Genomic DNA, 18,563 nt, shown 5'->3' on the forward strand with positions numbered 1-18,563 from the left:
AGGTTTATTCAACCGTTTCTCAAGCGAATCAACCCCCGCACTTACTACTTTTTGAGTTGAAGAAGAAAAGTTATTTTTGATAAATTTGCCTAATTTATATCCAAAGGTTTCTGACATAAATCCTCCTTTATTTGATAATACTACTTTAAAAATCAACTGCAATGAATTTCTATAACGTGAAGTTGAAGACAAAATTTTGTAAATCCATAGCAAAAACAAAGAAAAACAGAAATTAGCAATAACCAGTAGAGTTTTCGCTGTTTTTTTAGTAATTCATTGATTTTGTGCTTATCATTTTCCCAATCACTTTGTAAGGCATCGGGTATTTTACCTTTGACTTCAAATTGCTCTACATCATCAGCTATATTATCTAACATTTGTTTTTGATAACTTAACCCCAAATAACACATTGCACAATAAAAGCACAATGCAATATATACTAGCCAGTTATCGCCAGATTTTAAGGCGGTTGGTATAGCTGTTAAAAATGGTAAACCTAAGAACTGGGGCAATATTTTGCTAATACTATCGTTTACTTTTGTTATAAATTTCTCGCTATTTTCTGTGAGTTTTTTCACAAACTTCTCATAGCTGAAATTCTCCATATAGAGCGCAAATTGCTTTTGTACCGCTTTATCAATTTGCACAATTTGGTGTAGAACATCAATAATTGTCGCGCCTGGTTGCAATATATCAGAAAAAACAAATGCTAAAATGGACTTTTTTGCGTCAATATGAGAACTTGTTTTTTCATCATTTAGCCAAGCACTAAATCCTTGTAGAATTTGAATTTCTTTGTCAGTTAATGCTTTTAAAGATTGACTAAATGTCTCTACTTGTTGGTTTATTGCAATAGAAAGCTCAAAGTTCTTTTTACTAAAAAATACTAATTTTTTATTTACATTATCCACATAGGCTGCCATTGAGTTTAACTGTTGAACAAATTGTTTTACCTGTTCATAGTAATGGTAATAATCAGGTTTTTCAGCATCGCCTGAATATATTTTGTCTGCTTTGATAAAATACTCAGATTGGCTGATAGGCGAATGCAGCTGCCCCATATCGCCTTTAATCAACGCTTCAAAATTATCAAATAATCGACCCAATTTAAATTGAGGTTGCCTCAATTTCAGCTCAACAGTTTTACCAACAGCAACTGTTTCTGATAAGATTTCAATGGCGGTTTCTTCTTCGTATTCTTCTGATGCCAATCTCTTTAATAATGTATAATCCTCTCCTGAATTTGAGCAAAATACTGCTTTATCCGAGTTCTCAATAAACTCAGATTGACGGTAAATTTTAACTAAATCAGAAAAGGTTATTGTCATTATTGAAATGCACCAAGCAAGCTATCTGTTGGATTATTGATAATGATTTTATCATCAATAAGAGCAATTTCGCTATTTAAAACTGCTGTGCGATCAAAACTTAATCGCCAATGCTTTGTTTTACCAGTAAACGTTGAGAGTTTATTAATGGAACGTTTATCAGGAATAAAGCCATCTGCAATGCCATTTTCATCATCTGCCAGTTTATCTTTTAATTCTTGAGGATTTTCAGACCACACGCGATTAGCAAAGGTTTCAGCAGAAAAAGGCTCTTCATTTTCGTTTATTTCGTATAAGTATGCCTGAGAACGCTCAAAGAAAACTGTTTTTTGCTCAACATTTAATCCTTTTTCATTGGCAAATTCTTCTAATTGTTCGACCAGTTTTTTCGTTTCTTGTTGAGCAATAAGTACATCATTACAGCCTAAGAAAGACTTAAAGTATTGTGCAATATCGCCTTGTCCTTTTAGAAAGCTAATATAACGTTGTTCACCAGCTTGCCACGCAGTTAAGTTAATGCGACCTGCATATTTTAAATGTTCAAGGGCAAGCACCTCCTCTTCCTCTAGCTGCCAATTCGTTGTAGAGAAAGCGGTTTTTTCAGATAACATCGCAATTAAGAGATATTCGTTATGCTTTTCCTCAAAATGAATAATAAATACTTTTCCGCCTGTGGCTAAAGGTTGCTCTTGAATACGAGTAGATAAGGTATTCATCATCCTTTCTGTTGCGTTATAAAAATCTTGATTTTCTAAATATTCACGCACAATTCTTGGCATTGGGTAGCTATCTTCATCAACATCAAATTTACCAAATCCTTTTCCTGTCTTTCCTGAATAGGCTTCAATTAATTTACTTAAAAAGTTTAGGTGTACTCCGGTAGGTATAATTTCAGTGGGACTAGAAACAATACTTGGGTTACCTTTTACTTCTTTATTTAAAATATGGTAAATAATATGTTTAATCACCTTCTTTTCCCTCTATAAATTACTGATATTCAGTAGTTTTTCACTGCATTAAAGACATTTAACCCTATCGATAATCTACATACTAAATTACAGTATGTAAAGCCTATTGATTAAAAAGTGTGACAAAGATCAGGTGTGAGAAGACGCTTGATGAAACTCTTTAAATGCTTTTGCTATCGCTAACATTGCCATATGTTTTGATTGTTCGAGGGTATAACCTTTTTTATTTTTTTGATGAGAAGCTATTGCCTTTTCTATCTTAGCATTAGTCCATTTTTCATAATCTTTATCTTTCATTGGTTATCTCCATAATCTGCATTGGATATCATCCCAGCGTAGTTGCTCTATGCTACATTATAAACTTTGATATATTAAGTCTATTTGATTAGAAATAAGCGTGCTTTTATAATTTGGCAGATTCTTCATTTATTGTGGGCGTTGAACAGATGAAATTACAAATTTCTCCAAATATGATTCGTTGGATTGCCGATTTGCAGCATATTGAGCCGCAAGCGTTGGCACTCGAATTTGCGCCTAAAAAAGAACAGGCTTTCTTGAATGGTATTGTGACCAAAACGGTTGCTACTGAATTGGCGAAAAAAGCGAATATTCCTTTCGGTTATCTCTTCTTACAAACGCCGCCGGTTAAGCAACGTGTGGATATTCCTGATTTGCGTCAAGTGGTGGGGGCAGAGCCGTTAAGCAGAGATTTCTTTGAAGTGTTACAGGATATTGAATTTAAACAGGAATGGTTTAAAGATTATTTGCTTGATCAAGGCAATGAGGCGTTGCCGTTTGTAGCTCAATTTCCTTTTCATCACAACTTAAATCCGAATGATGTTGTGCAAGCGATTTTAAACACATTAGGGATTAAGGATTTTATGGCTGAAATTCAATACTTAAGTCGAAGTGATTATTTCCGGTTTCTTGTGGCGAAGTTTGAACAGGTGGGCATTTTAGTTTTTAGAAATGGTGTGGTGAACCACAATAATAAGAGAAAGTTGAATATTAATGAGTTTCGTTGCTTTGCCTTGGTGGATAGTATTGCGCCGGTGGTGTTTATTAATGGAGCAGATTATCCGGCAGCTCAACTGTTTACGTTGATCCACGAAGTTGCGCATATTTGGATTGGTAAATCTGGGGTTTCTTCTTGGAATCAGGAACAGGCTGTCGAGTCTTTTTGTAATAAGGTTGCGGCTGAATTTTTGATGCCTACGATGGTGTTTTGCCGGCATTGGCAGCCGGAAAATATTGAGCAAAGTATAGATGCGTTGGCGGCACTGTTTAAGGTGAGTCGGTTTGCGGTTGTGATAAAAGCGGTAACATTAAAATTATTGGATCAAGAGGCGATTGCTAAGGAACGTGAAAAGTTGAAACTTTCCGCTAAATCTGAGGCGGCAGGTGGAAATTTTTATAATACGGTAAAAATACGGCAAAGTGCCAGATTTTACGATACAGTGCTTAATTTGGCAATGAGTCGCCGTCTTCCTTTTAGAACGGCTGGAAAGTTGTTGAATATTCACGCCGATACGTTGATTCCTCTTTATCGGGCGACAAGGAAAAGTTAAATGGCGCGTTATTTAATTGTATGTTTTAACATTCAGGTGGACGCCTTTAATCTCCATAAATTCAGAGGGGTTGAATTCTTGGATGATCGGTTTAGCGCCATATTTACCGTGTAAATAATATTCTTCAACATTTTCATAATTTGTATTAGGTTTGAAATCAGTTAACGGATATAAAATGGTTGCTCTATCATTCCTTTTTTCACAAAACCAAATCTGATCTCTGCGTAATAAATTGTTTCTTAATACAGAGGTTTCGTGTGTTGTAAAAATTAATTGTGCGTTCTTAGTATTTATCGGGGAATTGAAAAGTTTAACTAAAAAACGAACCAAGTCAGGGTGTAGACTTTTATTTAATTCATCAACAATCAATGTATCACCATTATGTAACACGGCTAATATTAACCCTGTAAATTCAAATAGTTTTTGTGTGCCGTCAGACTCGTCTTGCAAATTAATTTTTTGTGCTTGTCTTTCGTCATCGTAATAAACAAAAAAAGTTTCGTGTTCAGAAATAATATGTTCTTCTATATTATTAATTATTTCATCCGGTAAGTTAGTAGGTAAATCTTCTAGGTTTATATTAGGTTTTTCAAAAATGATGTCATCGACAACAATGCCGGCAGCTTTTAATAATTCAATGACGATGGCTTTATTTTTTTCAGATTTTTTGCATAGGTGTTTAGATATTTCATTGCTGATTCTGTCTGTACGAATTACCGGCATTCGACTCGTTAAAGCACGGTAAATCGGTTGAAGTTGCTCACTGTTTAGGTGTACGGCAGTGGATAAAAATAATTGGTCTGTTCGGGTTTGTTTTTTCCAACTTGTTTTTTCACCTTTAAAATAATCAGACATTTTCCATTCGTAATCAGCGATCTCTTCTTTGTATTCGCGAGAAAACCAGTTTTGCTCCCTCCCTTTTGGGTAAACGCTTAACCATTCTTCATATACTTTATGTTCATCTACGACAAATCCATAATCAACACGCGTTTTTTGTAATTCGCCTTGATCATTGATTAAATCAACTACAAAAGAAATATCGTAAACTGTAGGCTGTTTACGATAGTGGCTATCAAAAAGGAATGTTTCTGTAAGAATAGGTTTGTTAGGTTTTTTATTGAATGAATTTGCAATAATCCCGATCATAACGTCCAATGCTTTAATAACATTAGATTTTCCTGAAGCATTCGCACCATAGATAACAGCAGTTTTTAACAACATAGGTGTAGCAGGAGCTTGACTAACGAAGTAGTTGTCGCTCATTTCTTCATCATCATTACGAACTAAAGAGAGTGTTTGTTCTTCTTTGATAGAACGATAATTTTCAACAGAGAATTGAATTAGCATAATATTTAAACACTAATAGATATCTATTGTAGATTATAAAATGAAAGTTAACTTTGAGGGGATAAATATCAAAAAAAGGCAAGAAAATCACGTTTCTTGCCTTTTTTATGATAAAAGTTAATTGAATTTTATAGGATTTTTTTCATCTTCTTCCATTTCTGTTTGAATTTCTTGAAAGAATTGTTTCAATGTGACACAATTTTGAGAATATTGCTCAAAGAGCAATTCTGCATTTTTAGGGCCTAAATTTTTCTTTTTTTCTTCATATTTTGCTTCATAATATTTTTTATATTTATTAATAGATTCTTGCACATTAAGATTAAAATCATCTTCAATGAGCAGTTTATTATCAGCTATTTCTTTAAAAGCCAATCCAGCCTCTCTATTCTTTCGAGAGAAATCGTATAAAGATTGATAAAAATATCCTTTATTTAGTGATAAATAATCAATTTTCCCCATTGTCTTGAGCATATCGACACAGCTAGATGGTAAAGTACTTTTATTATCCTCACAAGCTGTTAATATAGGTAAAATAACCAATCCTGAAATAATTAATTTTTTCATTTTGCATTTCCTTTATATTGGTAGATAACGTTATTTTTGTCATCTAGAACTTTAAATCCTACAATTTCTGCAATTAGATCAGACAACGAGGTTGCAGAGATAAATTTAAAGTCTAATTCCAAAGTAACTCGTCTGTCTCTTATCCCATCGCCTAGACTTCGTCTACTTTGTAAGAATTTTTTAGCTTCATCTTCATTCATTGGAATGCCGTTAACAATATCTTTATTGCTGAAAGAAAAGATAATTTCTTTAGGAAAAGCATATATACTTTCTGATGCTTCAATACGTGAAGCACTAATATTTTTCAATGGTTGGAAGTCAAACGCTTTTTTATCAAAATCGTATTCACCAAAACGAGAGTGTATTACAGAACTAAATACCTGAGGTTCTTTTTGTTGTTTTAATTTAGCAAAAAGATCTTCTTCTGCTTTGGCAATTAATCTTGGTCTTTCAAATTCATCATTTTGATATAATTGATACTCTTTTGGAGAGAATATCGCAAGGTAATCTGCTGCTACTGAAGTGGTAAATCGTTCAAAGTGATTTAATCTCAATGATTCTAACAGCACATTGGGATAATTATAGACTTCAGAATGAGCATAAAGAGATGTAGATAAAAATATTAATGGAAGGAAAAAGAAGCTGTAGATTTTTTTTAGGACTAAATCAATAATACTTGCTGTGCTGTGCTGTGCTGTGCTGTGCTGTGCTGTGCTGTGCTGTGCTGTGCTGTGCTGTGCTGTGCTGTGCTGTGCTGTGCTGTGCTTATCATTATGACCTCTTTTAAAAGCTAAATTATCTAAAAAGCTTATCCATTTTCTTGTTATATGTAAAGCCTATTTTGTGTTTTTTATAAAAATGAGATCAGCTTCATTATTTAATTGGATCAGGGAACTTTAAATAGATAAAAAAGAAGCTTACTGATTCTTCAATCAGCAAGCTATAAACAGGAGATCATCATATAACCTAGTCAGTAAGTTTTATAATTCGCTCTGCCAAATCATTAAATTCTGCTTCAAAATTTTTCTTGCTTTCATCCATTGTATTCAAAGAATGCCCAAATTGTCCTGAGTTCGCTATTTGCTCTTTAGTCAGAGAAAATACAGGAATTCTTAACTCTTGGCTAATTGCAATTAATGAATTAAAATCAGCAATATGTGCTAAGTCATAAGGCTCAAGGGTAGGAGATGTTTTTAGGATCTCTTCTATCTTGTTTTTATCAATAATGCAGTTTAGGTTATTTAATGTAGGCACGAAACGAGAATTAACTTCTTCTTTTATGCGTTCAATCCACTTATCGAAAGACTTCGCTGGACTTCCTTTTCTCGGTCTGTATCGTTGTTGGATCGTTCCTAAGAACTTAGGTGCATTTTTGATCGCATAATTAGCCGTATCAAAACCATTGCTTCTCTTAAAGTGATTAATTTCTTCGTGCCATTTTGAGATATTTTTAGTAAGTGAGCCAATTGCTTGCCAACAAAAAAAGTCAGGCGCGGTTGGAACAATAAAATAATCGCTAGACATTAGAATGACTTCATTCAATCCTCCAATATTAGGGCTTAGATCATATAATATATAATCAATATTATTTTTAGCTGCTAATTTATGGAGTAGTTTTGGTAAATTTCCAGGTATATTTCTTGTTGCAGGTACACCTACGGCGATTTTTAGAGATACGCTAATTTGAGAATCTAATTCAGAAACGTTGAGGTGACCAGCCAATAAAAATAAGTTTGGATTTAAAGTGTCTGTGATATTGCCAATAGAACCATCTAAAAATAGATCCGGATTATTTCCATTAATTAAACTTTCAACAATTGTTTCCATTGTGAGGTTATGACGGTTATTATAAAAGTTTTCTAATTCAGAGTCTTCTTTGCATTTACCATATCCTAAAACCAGTCCGGTCAAATTACATTGAGAATCTAAATCAACCATCAATACTTTATACCCTTTATTCGCCAAAGCCCAACCTACATTAAACGTTGTAGTTGTTTTACTAACACCGCCTTTATGATTAAAAAAACAGATTGCTTTGGTCATATTTTCTCCTGAACTAACTATAGGTCAATATTTTAAGATAGTATCCGTTGTATTGTCCGTTGTCTGAGTCAGTATGTAAAGTCTTTTATAAAATGAAAGTTAACTTTGAGGGGATAAATATCAAAAAAAGGCAAGAAAATCACGTTTCTTGCCTTTTGGGGGTACAGGAAGATTGATTAAATGCTATTTGCACTTCTCAAATGATTTTGCCCAAACCAAAACCGGTGTTTTGTGATGTGCGGTATGTGCACCAAATAAGCTGCCTTTCACAATCTGACAGCCAGTGGGCGTTTTGTCTCCAGGTCCAGCGTTAACATTGACGACTTGCATTCTTTTAACGTTTCTTGCTGGATTGTATAAGTCATCATTCGGGGCAGGAACAACATCAATTCCTTGTTTTAAATAAAGATATGGGTAATTTTTCTCAATTTTGATGATACCTTGTAGAGCCACATCATCTTTATCATACACATAAGTCTTAGCTTGGGCAGTATAACTCAATCCAAGTAAGCTGATACCTAACATTGTGAATAATACTTTTTTCATTTTGTCGTCCTCTAGTAGTAAATGTTAATTTCCTGAAGCTGGGATTTCTTTACCTTCTTTCCATCCCTCAACTTTCCGAATAGTTTGAACAAAAACATCCAATTGTTCTTTAGATAATTGACTCATTTTGGTATTTTTGTCAAGCCCTGTCGCATTGGTAATATGGCGAATATATTGCTCTGTCGGGTTTTCGTGCGGAGGCGCATATTTTTTCATTGTTTCTTCAATACTCAGATTGTAATAATCGTTCTTGTCATTATTACGTTGCAGCAAAGCATAAACCGCTTTCGTGCCGGTTGATTCATCCGGGAAAACGGCAAAGCCACCTGGGCCACATCCGATTGCTCCCATACTGCGTGAGAAGTTACCGCATTGAATATTACCAGGATTGTTATTACGCCAAGCTAAAGAACCACCTTCTCGGCGAGTTAGTGTGCCGTCTGCATTTTTATAGACAGTGGCTCGCCCATCTGCAAACGCACCATCAGATAACTTTGACAACGCGCCAGTACCGCCAGAATTTTTACCGCTTCCACCGGTATTGATGCCGTTATAAACACCTGTTCCGCCGGAACCATCAGGAATATCAAGATAAATAGGCTCATCAGGGCTGATGTAGAAATCCCCTTCGTTACTGTTATTAAGATCATCTTGTTTACCTTCAAAGTTATGCTGTTTATCGCCGGCATTACTGTTGAGCGTATTTTGTTGATCACGAACTCGTTTATTAATGACCATTAAAGCCGTATTGTTAGTGAGAGAACGCTGTAATTCCATTTCCATCCTGACTTGTTCAATCTCACGATCAAGCATTACTAATGCTTTTTCAAGTTCGGTTTGAGCCTTATCGTTGACGGACACGTTCGGTTCACGCATTCCTGCCAAAATCGCTCGTCTGGCTAATAAGGCTTTATTCAATACTTTAGAGAGAGCAACTTCACTGGCAAGCCGGTGAGCAAGTACTTTTGCTTCCGGATCTTCTTTCAATGCTTCGATTAATCCTCGAGTTACGGGAATCATTGGTGAACTAACAGCCTGTAATTGTTCAGCGGTTGGTTCTGGCGTATTAAGTACGTCTTGTAAATCTTTTAACACTTTGATGTGTTCTTCTTCAATTACCGGAGATAATCCAGAGCCGGCTGTCGCTTTTTGTTCACCGCAGGTATTGCACGTTTTAATACCCTTATCGCCGATCACGCGTTTGGTAAAATCTCGAATATCGGATGGTTTCGGAAAAGTTTGACACATAGCACCACTACATTCACTGTTTGACACAGCAGAAGAGCTTAAAACAGGTTTTCCGTTCAGAATGTTATGTCCGGCAGCGACAACATCGCCGATAACATCAATCAGCTTCTGACCTTCGCCTCCGCGTTTTTCGCCGCCTACCCAATTAATACCTCTTTTTCCATCTTCTTTATCAGATTTTTGTTTGGCTCTAACAGCATCTTGTTCGGTTGAAGCGATTTCTTGGAAATTTTGTTGTTTTGCCATCATTCCCCAGCCGGCGTCAGCCATATAATCAGCGGCTTTATTGGCAAGTTCTTCACAACTGGTTTTTGCATCTGCAAAATCTAGTCGTCCTTGCAACACACCGTTTGTTAGTATGTCATACAGCTGAGGGTTGGCGCGTTGGATAATCATAGCTGGCATACTGGCTACTGCACCGGTCGCCGATTGAATAACGTTACCCATTAGGTCTTTAAATCCGTCAGTGATGCCGTTAAGTTGATTTTTAACCGTTGTTTGTATATCAAAATTACCGCACATCAAATTCGCTTTCCAGCCAAGCCCTAGTGCTAATTCGTGAGGTCTTTTTCTGGACGGTGGAGTCATCACTGCAGAACCTCCGCCGATCTGATAAAACACATTATCAGATAACACCGATCCGGATTGATTAATGGATAAATCTTTGTTGGTGTTGGTAGAGAAAAAATCGGCGTAGCTGTAACTACCAGACATCAACAATAAAGCTAAAAATGAAAGTTTAAATTTGTTTGTTATCATAGGTATCCTCATTAGTTCCAATCAGTACTGTATAAGAAAGTTTGCCCACGGCGTTTACAACAGGAATACGGTCGCCATAGTGCCCAAGCGTAATCTTGTTGTGTCGACAACTTATCTTGGTAAGTGTTTAACGCATCTCTATCCGGAAAAATTGCACAGGTGCGCTCCATCTTCGGATAGAGCATTTGCCATTTGTGTGTTTTTATTTTGCCTTCTTCCACTGGAGGGGGAGGCCAGTATCCGCGACTAGGTCTAGCTTTCTGTGCAGCAGGCAAATAGACGTGAGGTTGTCCTGTTCGTGAAATGATATCGGCTGCGCGTTGCGCTGTAACGGCAGCCGCTTTATACGGATGCACTTGAGTGATGGCACCGGCGCGAGGGTAAATATTGCCCCACATATCACCAAGATTGCCAACTTCACGCATTCCGGGTGTTAAGGCTTCGGGATATAACGCTTCCGGCATTCCATTTTGCCACCCAATAACATCCAGTCCGCTTAAAAAGTGTGGCTTGAATGCTGTCGTTTGCGTATTGCAAAAATAGCCCATTGAGCTTAATACGCGATTAATTTCGCCACCGGGATGACCGATAACATCTACGTTCTTAAACGTTAATTGGGAATATTGTTTTGTTTGTGGACGGTCATTTTCTGGCCCAGCTTTAATACCTTGCCCGAGCATATTCATTTCAGACCAAGGATTTTGTCCGCCGTGGTTATAACTTGATACAACTTGTTCGGGTAAGTAGTGACGGACTTTTGTTGAGGTTCGTACTCTGCAACCACCCCAACCACAATAGAGCCAATAGCAGATTCCGACAACACGATATTCAACACAGCTAGGTGATGCACTTGACATCATTATTTGAGCAGTATTTAACGCAAATGCGCTTCCTGCAGCAGATGACAATAAAAAAGTGGTAATAAGAGAAAGTTTAGGCATTTTCATTGTGCTGACTCCTGATATGACTCCTGATATTGCTGATAACGAGTCAAAGCAACACTGACATCAGTAATGCCGTAAAGCACATAATTTTTATGATCTGACCCAGTAATTTGAATGGCCGGTATTTTGCGAATACCGTTAGTAAAACCGGCAGAAATGCCTTCATAGGCAGATTTTAATTGCTGTTCCAGTTGTAACCAGTCATTAGACTGTCGCAGTTTATTGATCTGTTGCAAAGCAGCCTCCGGCTGCTGTCCTAGTGGAAATTGTTCAGCAAATTTATCTTCTATTTGCTGCACTTGATCCAGATAGTAGATTTTGTTGGCCAGCTCAGCGTGCTGGATGGGATAGTGTTGAGAGCTATACACCGTGACTTGTACTTGTCTTTCTGTTTCTACAGCAGAAGCAAAATTAGCACACAGACAGATGATGAGAGACGCAATTAATTTCTTCATATGTTCCTCATTAAAAATCAAATGGGAACATTATTAAATTACATAAATAAGGGAGAAGTGAACAGGAAATTGATTATTGAATTAAATCAATTAATGTAGAGGGGGCATATAATCATCATAACTTCATCATTAATAATTTGTTATCGCCCCTCTCCATTAACGCCTATTATTCAATACATTGAACAAGATTCTGGATATTAGGCACTTGTGCATCTAATTGCGATTGATTTACTGAAACAGCCTTTCCTAAAACATCTCGCTTTCCTGAAGATAAACGACTTATTGGGATACCCAATGCACCAGAAACTACAGAGGCTGAATTAGCGTCTCGAACTTCATATTGAAACATTTTTCTGAAGCTAGTTTTGTTAGTAGGAGTTCCTGCTCCGGCAGGATGAATACAAAATAAATTAGCATTAGTATTCCAAACATTATAGATTTCATTACCGATTTCTTCTACAACGGTTTTAAATGCTGTCGCCGATGCTTTGGCATTGATAGTTAATCTATTACCGACATACATATAAATTTGTGGTAAAGCTAATTTGCTCTTTTGAGCTTCAGTATAAAAGTAAGAACTTACATCACCGGCGTGTCGTTTAACGCCATAAACAAGAGACAATACTGATTTAACAGCTCGTTTAGAAGAGCCATCAGCAGAAAATGGGATAATTAATCTATCAGAAGCGGCAAGAGCCAATTCAGTGTAAATAGTGAAACTTGGATTGCAATCTATAAATACAACATTATCGTCATTGTCCCAAGCATTTTGAATGTCTGAAATTAAATCACGTATCCATAGATGAACCAATCTCCAAGAGTCTGGAACGTGAATGGCTTGAGAAGCGTGTAAAATACCGGATGATTGAATTTCTAATTCTTCATCACCAACGACAAGATAAAGATTTTCTGGAACATATTCGTTTATGGTGCTTACTTGAGTAATAAATTTGGTCGCACTATTAATTGAACGATAAGGACTTACTAATCTTTCTGAAATATACCCAGCAATAGTGTTTTTATTGGCTTGAGAATGAATTTTGGCCAGTTCTAATTCTCCTTTCTCAATACCACCTAATAGCATAGATGATGAATTTGCCTGAGGACATAAGTCAACGACAAGAACTTTTTTATTTGGATGTTGCTTTGCATACTCACAGGCAATTTGAAAGGTTAAGTAACTTTTTCCTACGCCGCCTTTGTTATTCCATATTGCATAAATAGCCATAATTCCCTCTCATTCATTACAGTGAATACATAACTAATCCAACACCAATCAGACGTTTGATTGTATTTTGAACTTTCTTTTCTAAGTTTTATATTCTTGATATATAAGGCTAGTTAATAGAGTTTACATCTTAGTATCATTGTAGTCTGCTTTGATGTGGTATGTAAAGATAAAATGAGCTCTTATTTCTAAGAGCTCATAATGACTATGCTGGTTGTTGAGAAAATTGAGTGGTTAGAGTGTTTCTTGCCTCAGAGATAGCCTCTTTGACTACGTCTCTGAGTGAACCACAAAAGCTCTTATCTCCTGCTTTAAAACAACACAAAAGCGGATAAGATTCACCCAAAATAGATTTGGACTGCTTATCTTCAACAGCAGCACTGATAAAAGCGAATTGGTATCCGAGTTTAATATCTTCGATATCAAATTCATCAAGATCGTCCAACTCTGCCTTATCAACAGAGATTGAAATACGGTATTTATCCGTATTTTTCTCAATATGCTGACTATCTTCGACACTGCAGTTTTCATACAGCTCGTATCCTTCCTTTTCAAGAACGCGAGAAACATATCGAATATGTTCCTCTAACCAGCTGTAGAATTCAGGATAAACCTCAATAAAGAGGTTAACCTCTCTAAATGAGAGATCGTAATCTGAAGCATAACGTTTCAGAATCTCAATATCGTATTCATCGAGCTCTTCTGGACCTTCCAACTCCATTGTGTTGAAGTGGGAATAATGGTAAGAGAATCTATTACCATAAATTTTACTACAGTAATTCTCTTGATATAGTTCCTCTATCAAATCAAAAAACTTGTCTGCGTTGTGCCGCAGATTTATTTTTTGATTAATTGTTCCAACTTCTTTTAAGAATAATTGAAACAACCCTGTCAATGAATAGCGAAGCTCGCCATAAAAAGCGACACCATCGCCCTGACAATAATTCAGGCTGTACCTGATATCGAAGTCTTCGACATCCATCGTATCAAATCCTAAATCATTTAATCTTTTTTGAAAATATTCAGTTAATGAGTTCATAGCGTTTCTCCTAAAGAAAAAAGGGAAACACTATGCCCACCGGGATAATGTTTCCCGTATGGGTGAAGTGTGGAATGATAACGAAAAATTATTTCGTTAATTAGAAAAATTTATTAGCAAGTAATGCACCAATAATGGCAATCACTGAACCGATTAAAGCAAACGTTAAGCGATTAATCGCCTGGTAAAAATCCGCTTTTAGTCCTTGTAATCCGGCTCTTAATTCGGTTCTTACCTCATTGATTTCAGTCCTCAATTCAGTTTTTACTGCATTCAAATCCTCAACAGTGGCTAAAGCAGAATTGCTTTGTGTAATTGCCCCATCAACCGCTTCAGCTAATGCCTCCGATTGCTCTTGGGTATAGCCTTTAGCCGTTAATTTTTGAGTAAACACAAGTTTGTCAAAATTTAAACGCATAGTATTGTCCATTTTGTTAAACTCCTCTTAAATTAAGTGAGGAGCTTTCCTGTCGGGATTGCTCCCCACAGGGTTAGTAAAAATTAGTCGTTAAACAAACACTCACCATCGTTTACACGATAGAGGCTGGTTTCAAAGTGTTCGCAGCCTTAGAAAGGGCGGTGAATTTTTAAAACCGTCACCTCGGTTTAAAGGGCGACCATACATTTGACAACGTCAAACACGGCATTACAGGTCAGCCGTTATAAATGCTATCAACGATAGCGATTTATATAGGACGTGGATATAATCTGCTTGAGTGGATTACAGCAATGATCCAAATATGATCATCTCTTTCCTGGTAAACAATGCGATATCCACGAATAAATGCTTCTCTTGTATTTGTGCCGTCATTTCTAGCTCTGCCTATCGCAGACGGCATATAACCAATAGATTCTATTTTTGAAAAAATATCTTCTTGTAGTCTAATTCCGCTATTTTCAAAACCTGTATATATCATAACTTGGCGAACACAGGTTTTAATATCACTAACTGCTTCAGGAGATAAAATAACCGGTTTAGACATAATTTAAGCGACTGAACGTTCAAAATCAGCTAAATCTTTAGCTGTCTCTTCGATGGTTTTTTGCACAAAAGATTTAGCTTTTGCGAGGGGTATTCCTTTCCCTGCTTCTAACTCTGCTTGACCCTTTGCTATTTTTTGAGCTAAAAACTCATCATAACCTTTTTCTTTTAAAAACATTTTCCATCCTATCTATTTAGTAATTAAGGAGATCTACTAACGGTAGACTTTATTTAGTTCCATTATTGATTAAGGGTTCCGATGCCGTCAACCTTTTTTTGATCAAAACGGATATTCAATTTCCTGTTCACTTTCACGCCATCTATGTAATTTAATTATGTTCCCATTTGTTATCAAAAATAATTGAGGAACACATAAATATGAAAAAAACAACACTAGCACTACTCTTATCTGCAATTTTATCTTCAACAACATTAGCAGAAGAAACTCAATCACAACCAAACATTGTCAATATCACGATTAACAACGTTGGTGATGACAGTGGTTTAGAAATGGGAACTGGCTCACGAGCAAGGGGAATCGGTTCAATCGCAACAGGGAAAAACTCTGTTGCACTTGGTAAAAATGCGGTAGCCACAGGCGGCAATGAAACAAAAGATAGCATTAACGCAAAACTCGCAGAGAATAAACAAAAACTTGATGATATTGCTACTGCCGAAGCTAACACTAATCGCCTGTTAAGTGAATTACAAAATATCCGTAAACTCGAAGCCGATGTGATTGAAGCTGGTGAACGTGTAAAACAAGTACGTCTAGCAAAACAATCTGCATATGACGTATGGCAAGAAAAACTTAAAACCTATAACGATACTGTCGCTAGTTCGACTCAATTATTTAAAGATGCTCAAGCTAAGATTGACGATCTAAACAGTCGATTAACTGGGGTAAGCCGTATTGGTAATGTTGATATTAGCTCTGACGAGGGGTTAACTAATGCTGCAACACAACTTAAATCTATTGCCGAAGAGGGAACAACACTTAATTTAAGTGTAGATTTTTATAAAGATTATGTGAGTAGTTATTATCGAGCGTTAGGAGATTTGCGACATAATCAAGTTATTATTAATAATACTTATTCACCTTCAAGTTCAGCATTCGTCTATTCTTCACTATATAACTCAGGGCAATCAGTAGTTATTAATCCTTATTCTTTTTACGTTTCTTTTCTAAATAACATTCAAGTAGGAACATACCGAGATACAATGGGATCTGATGGCGGTACAGATAAAGTAATATATAAAAATATTTTTGCCGTAGATACAAGTATAACCATTCCCACAGACAATATTTATTTTAAAAATATAGAAACAGATTTATCTACACATGATGAATTTGAAAAAGCAAGATCATTATTACCAAAATATAAAACTGCTTTTAAATTGTATTTTGAGCACACAAATAATCCTTTTGCAACCAGTAAGCTAAAAAAATCTATTATCGATAGAATTAATGCAAAACTAGATGTCTGGGGAAAAGCATATGAAGTAACTTATTATCAAAGTCAATATGAAGATACACATCAAACAATATGGCTAGATAAAAAACAACAAGCACTTAATGAATATCATCAACTTGTTGCTGAATTTAACGCATTACCAAACCCAACATCAATTAACGCATCTGTTATAAATGAATGGAAAGCAGAAAATATTGATGCAATCGTCCAACGCAACAATATCACCACTACTACCCTCACATCAGAACTCGAAAAAGCCCTAGGCATTAACAAAAATGCTATTGCAGAAAAGCAAGCCGAAATCGCTCGTTTAAAGACAGCGGCTGACCAAGCCAAGAGTACATATGACAACACCAATCCAAGCACAGCAGACATTGCTTTATCACAACGCTATGAAGAAGTTATGCGTCAATTAACCGCTAAAGCAAATCAACTTAAATCCGAACAAGACCGTTTGCAAGCGTTAAAAGATGCTTTGACGTTACACGACCTCACAAATGTTGGTGAAAATGCTTATGCGATTGGGACAAACGCTTTAGCGACTGGAACTAACAGTCTTGCTATCGGTACTGATACTATCGTGACAGGTGAAAACTCAATCGCTATGGGTAAAGGTTCAGTTGTGACAGGTACAAACTCGATTGCGATTGGTACAGGGCATAATGTACTAGGCAATAATTCAGGAGCTTTTGGCGATCCCGATTATATCTATGGCGATGGTAGCTACGCTTTCGGTAATAACAACACGATTGGCGACCCAAACAAAGTACACCAAATAGGTAATAATACATTTGTTCTTGGTTCAAACATTGTTACTACTGCAAATAATGCCGTTATTCTTGGAGCGAATAGTACTGACGGTGGTGATAATACCGTATCTGTAGGCTCATCAACTGCACAACGTAAGATTGTTTATATTGCTAACGGAGCAATTAATCAAACAAGCAAAGACGCTATTAATGGAAGTCAACTCTATGACATCTTACAAAATGCAACAGATATTAATGTTGCAAACTGGCAAGCCAAACTCACTGGCGACACACTTAATTCCGCATTAAGTAATGTATCAGCAAAACTTAAAGTCATTGCAGGCACAAATACGACCGTGACAACTAGCACGGATGGTGACACAACTACTTATGCCGTAAACGTATCTGATCAGTTGATTAAAAATGTAATGCAATCTGATATGAATATAAAAGCTAATACTGATGCAAGCAACATTAACACTGAAAAATTTGCGGAGAAACTTGGTACAGGTACAGTTTCCGAAAATGATACAAATCTTGTAACTGGTAAAACTGTTTATCTTGCATTGCAAAATGCCGTATTAAATGGAGTGGATGTGGCAAATAAAGCGAATAAAGATGCTTCAAATTTAAGTGATGAAGACAAATCTAAGTGGCAAGAGGCTTTAGGCACAGGCACAGCCGAAGCTGGCAACAAAGGCTTAATCAGCGGAGATACGCTTAACACTGCATTAAGTGAAAAAGCCAATAAATCTGAAGTTATTCAGAAACTTGGGTCAAAAGCTGACAAAGACGCAAGTAACATTGACGTAGCAAAATACACTGAAAAACTTACTACGGGACGCATTGAGTTAGGTAACACAGGCTTAATCAACGGCGGTCAAGTGCATAATTACGTACAAAATTATGTTGCCGATATAAGTGGTAGAACACTGGCACAAGCCAACGCATACACTGATTATCGCATTGGCTCACTCAAAGCGTACACAGATAAACGATTGAAAGATATTCGTGATGAGGCAAGAGCAGGCGTCGCAAGCGCAATGGCAATGGGAGCAATTCCAATGGTTCCTAATAAGCGTTTTTCCATTGGTGCTGGCACAGCGACTTATCACGGTCAAAATGCGGTTGCAATCGGTTTAAAAGTTAAAACCGAAAATGACAAAGCAGTCATCAGTTTAAGCGGTTCCGCAAGTTCCAATGGCGACTTTGGCGCATCTGCCGGATTTGCGTTCGGGTTCTAAAAACGGCAAAAAAGGAAGGAAGGGAGCCTGCGGCTAAGGGTAAATATTAAGGGTAACCGTTCCTCGAAGAGGAACG

General features: G+C 36.5%; 18 protein-coding genes. 2 read left to right on the forward strand and 16 right to left on the reverse strand.

The features are described from left to right. Positions 1–152 precede the first annotated feature (152 nt). The 3 genes from A3EO_RS0102010 to A3EO_RS13460 all read right to left on the reverse strand — a co-directional run bounded on the left by A3EO_RS0102010 (position 153) and on the right by A3EO_RS13460 (position 2,593). Positions 153–1,328 (reverse strand): hypothetical protein, encoded by a 1,176-nt coding sequence (locus tag A3EO_RS0102010; protein WP_018345777.1) that lies wholly within the window; start codon positions 1,326–1,328, stop codon positions 153–155. Further along, on the reverse strand, positions 1,328–2,296 hold the full coding sequence (locus A3EO_RS0102015; RefSeq protein ID WP_018345778.1) for a nucleoid-associated protein: 969 nt from the start codon (positions 2,294–2,296) through the stop codon (positions 1,328–1,330). Before A3EO_RS0102015 ends, A3EO_RS0102010 begins: the two co-directional genes overlap by 1 nt. A 129-nt stretch (positions 2,297–2,425) precedes the next feature. Next, positions 2,426–2,593, reverse strand: a complete 168-nt coding sequence (locus tag A3EO_RS13460) for a hypothetical protein (RefSeq protein ID WP_018345779.1) — start codon at positions 2,591–2,593, stop codon at positions 2,426–2,428. Between the two features lie 149 nt (positions 2,594–2,742). On the opposite strand from A3EO_RS13460, the gene A3EO_RS0102025 reads away from it, so the two are divergent. Continuing rightward, complete coding sequence (locus A3EO_RS0102025) at positions 2,743–3,864, forward strand: ImmA/IrrE family metallo-endopeptidase (protein WP_026210951.1); 1,122 nt, start codon at positions 2,743–2,745, stop codon at positions 3,862–3,864. A gap of 12 nt (positions 3,865–3,876) precedes the next feature. Here the strand turns inward: A3EO_RS0102025 and A3EO_RS0102030 are convergent, their stop codons facing one another. From A3EO_RS0102030 to A3EO_RS13465, 13 genes are all read right to left on the reverse strand, one after another. Continuing rightward, a complete protein-coding gene (locus A3EO_RS0102030) occupies positions 3,877–5,211 on the reverse strand; it encodes an AAA family ATPase (RefSeq protein ID WP_018345781.1) in 1,335 nt (444 codons plus the stop codon). A gap of 117 nt (positions 5,212–5,328) precedes the next feature. Further along, positions 5,329–5,775 (reverse strand): hypothetical protein, encoded by a 447-nt coding sequence (locus tag A3EO_RS0102035; RefSeq protein WP_018345782.1) that lies wholly within the window; start codon positions 5,773–5,775, stop codon positions 5,329–5,331. After that, positions 5,772–6,329 carry a DUF4852 domain-containing protein gene (locus tag A3EO_RS0102040; protein WP_018345783.1) on the reverse strand — a complete coding sequence of 186 codons (558 nt, stop codon included), beginning with the start codon at positions 6,327–6,329 and terminating at the stop codon, positions 5,772–5,774. Before A3EO_RS0102040 ends, A3EO_RS0102035 begins: the two co-directional genes overlap by 4 nt. A gap of 412 nt (positions 6,330–6,741) precedes the next feature. Continuing rightward, positions 6,742–7,818: a ParA family protein gene (locus A3EO_RS0102050; RefSeq protein WP_018345785.1), complete on the reverse strand. Its 1,077-nt coding sequence runs from the start codon at positions 7,816–7,818 to the stop codon at positions 6,742–6,744. 183 nt (positions 7,819–8,001) lie between these two features. After that, positions 8,002–8,364 carry a DUF4431 domain-containing protein gene (locus tag A3EO_RS0102055; RefSeq protein ID WP_018345786.1) on the reverse strand — a complete coding sequence of 121 codons (363 nt, stop codon included), beginning with the start codon at positions 8,362–8,364 and terminating at the stop codon, positions 8,002–8,004. A 24-nt stretch (positions 8,365–8,388) separates the two neighbouring features. Next, positions 8,389–10,371, reverse strand: a complete 1,983-nt coding sequence (locus A3EO_RS0102060; RefSeq protein ID WP_018345787.1) for an integrating conjugative element protein — start codon at positions 10,369–10,371, stop codon at positions 8,389–8,391. 11 nt (positions 10,372–10,382) lie between these two features. Then, positions 10,383–11,318 carry a TIGR03756 family integrating conjugative element protein gene (locus A3EO_RS0102065; RefSeq protein WP_013745147.1) on the reverse strand — a complete coding sequence of 312 codons (936 nt, stop codon included), beginning with the start codon at positions 11,316–11,318 and terminating at the stop codon, positions 10,383–10,385. Next, positions 11,315–11,770, reverse strand: a complete 456-nt coding sequence (locus tag A3EO_RS0102070) for a TIGR03757 family integrating conjugative element protein (protein ID WP_018345788.1) — start codon at positions 11,768–11,770, stop codon at positions 11,315–11,317. Before A3EO_RS0102070 ends, A3EO_RS0102065 begins: the two co-directional genes overlap by 4 nt. 166 nt (positions 11,771–11,936) lie before the next feature. Beyond that, complete coding sequence (locus tag A3EO_RS0102075) at positions 11,937–12,998, reverse strand: ParA family protein (protein ID WP_018345789.1); 1,062 nt, start codon at positions 12,996–12,998, stop codon at positions 11,937–11,939. A gap of 205 nt (positions 12,999–13,203) precedes the next feature. Beyond that, positions 13,204–14,037: a hypothetical protein gene (locus A3EO_RS0102080; protein WP_018345790.1), complete on the reverse strand. Its 834-nt coding sequence runs from the start codon at positions 14,035–14,037 to the stop codon at positions 13,204–13,206. A gap of 100 nt (positions 14,038–14,137) precedes the next feature. Beyond that, a complete protein-coding gene (locus A3EO_RS12545) occupies positions 14,138–14,467 on the reverse strand; it encodes a CCDC90 family protein (protein WP_018345791.1) in 330 nt (109 codons plus the stop codon). Positions 14,468–14,723: 256 nt separating this feature from the next. Beyond that, positions 14,724–15,020, reverse strand: coding sequence for a type II toxin-antitoxin system RelE/ParE family toxin (locus A3EO_RS0102090; protein WP_013745143.1), 297 nt, complete (start codon positions 15,018–15,020; stop codon positions 14,724–14,726). Positions 15,021–15,023: 3 nt separating this feature from the next. After that, positions 15,024–15,197, reverse strand: a complete 174-nt coding sequence (locus tag A3EO_RS13465; RefSeq protein WP_018345792.1) for a hypothetical protein — start codon at positions 15,195–15,197, stop codon at positions 15,024–15,026. 200 nt (positions 15,198–15,397) lie between these two features. Between A3EO_RS13465 and A3EO_RS12550 the strand changes: the two genes are divergently transcribed. After that, positions 15,398–18,487, forward strand: coding sequence for a YadA-like family protein (locus tag A3EO_RS12550; protein ID WP_018345793.1), 3,090 nt, complete (start codon positions 15,398–15,400; stop codon positions 18,485–18,487). Positions 18,488–18,563 lie beyond the last annotated feature (76 nt).

The sequence above is a fragment of the Gallibacterium anatis DSM 16844 = F 149 genome, assembly GCF_000379785.1.
In the GTDB taxonomy this organism is placed as follows: domain Bacteria; phylum Pseudomonadota; class Gammaproteobacteria; order Enterobacterales; family Pasteurellaceae; genus Gallibacterium; species Gallibacterium anatis.

Bases quoted from the DNA above. Each gene is read 5' to 3' on its own strand.
- A3EO_RS0102060 (WP_018345787.1), bottom strand. From the start codon at position 10,371: ATGATAACAAACAAATTTAAACTTTCATTTTTAGCTTTATTGTTGATG.
- A3EO_RS0102055 (WP_018345786.1), bottom strand. From the start codon at position 8,364: ATGAAAAAAGTATTATTCACAATGTTAGGTATCAGCTTACTTGGATTG.
- A3EO_RS12545 (WP_018345791.1), bottom strand. From the start codon at position 14,467: ATGGACAATACTATGCGTTTAAATTTTGACAAACTTGTGTTTACTCAA.
- A3EO_RS0102030 (WP_018345781.1), bottom strand. From the start codon at position 5,211: ATGCTAATTCAATTCTCTGTTGAAAATTATCGTTCTATCAAAGAAGAA.
- A3EO_RS0102010 (WP_018345777.1), bottom strand. From the start codon at position 1,328: ATGACAATAACCTTTTCTGATTTAGTTAAAATTTACCGTCAATCTGAG.
- A3EO_RS13465 (WP_018345792.1), bottom strand. From the start codon at position 15,197: ATGTTTTTAAAAGAAAAAGGTTATGATGAGTTTTTAGCTCAAAAAATA.
- A3EO_RS13460 (WP_018345779.1), bottom strand. From the start codon at position 2,593: ATGAAAGATAAAGATTATGAAAAATGGACTAATGCTAAGATAGAAAAG.
- A3EO_RS0102065 (WP_013745147.1), bottom strand. From the start codon at position 11,318: ATGAAAATGCCTAAACTTTCTCTTATTACCACTTTTTTATTGTCATCT.
- A3EO_RS0102070 (WP_018345788.1), bottom strand. From the start codon at position 11,770: ATGAAGAAATTAATTGCGTCTCTCATCATCTGTCTGTGTGCTAATTTT.
- A3EO_RS0102080 (WP_018345790.1), bottom strand. From the start codon at position 14,037: ATGAACTCATTAACTGAATATTTTCAAAAAAGATTAAATGATTTAGGA.
- A3EO_RS0102035 (WP_018345782.1), bottom strand. From the start codon at position 5,775: ATGAAAAAATTAATTATTTCAGGATTGGTTATTTTACCTATATTAACA.
- A3EO_RS0102090 (WP_013745143.1), bottom strand. From the start codon at position 15,020: ATGTCTAAACCGGTTATTTTATCTCCTGAAGCAGTTAGTGATATTAAA.
- A3EO_RS0102050 (WP_018345785.1), bottom strand. From the start codon at position 7,818: ATGACCAAAGCAATCTGTTTTTTTAATCATAAAGGCGGTGTTAGTAAA.
- A3EO_RS0102025 (WP_026210951.1), top strand. From the start codon at position 2,743: ATGAAATTACAAATTTCTCCAAATATGATTCGTTGGATTGCCGATTTG.
- A3EO_RS12550 (WP_018345793.1), top strand. From the start codon at position 15,398: ATGAAAAAAACAACACTAGCACTACTCTTATCTGCAATTTTATCTTCA.
- A3EO_RS0102075 (WP_018345789.1), bottom strand. From the start codon at position 12,998: ATGGCTATTTATGCAATATGGAATAACAAAGGCGGCGTAGGAAAAAGT.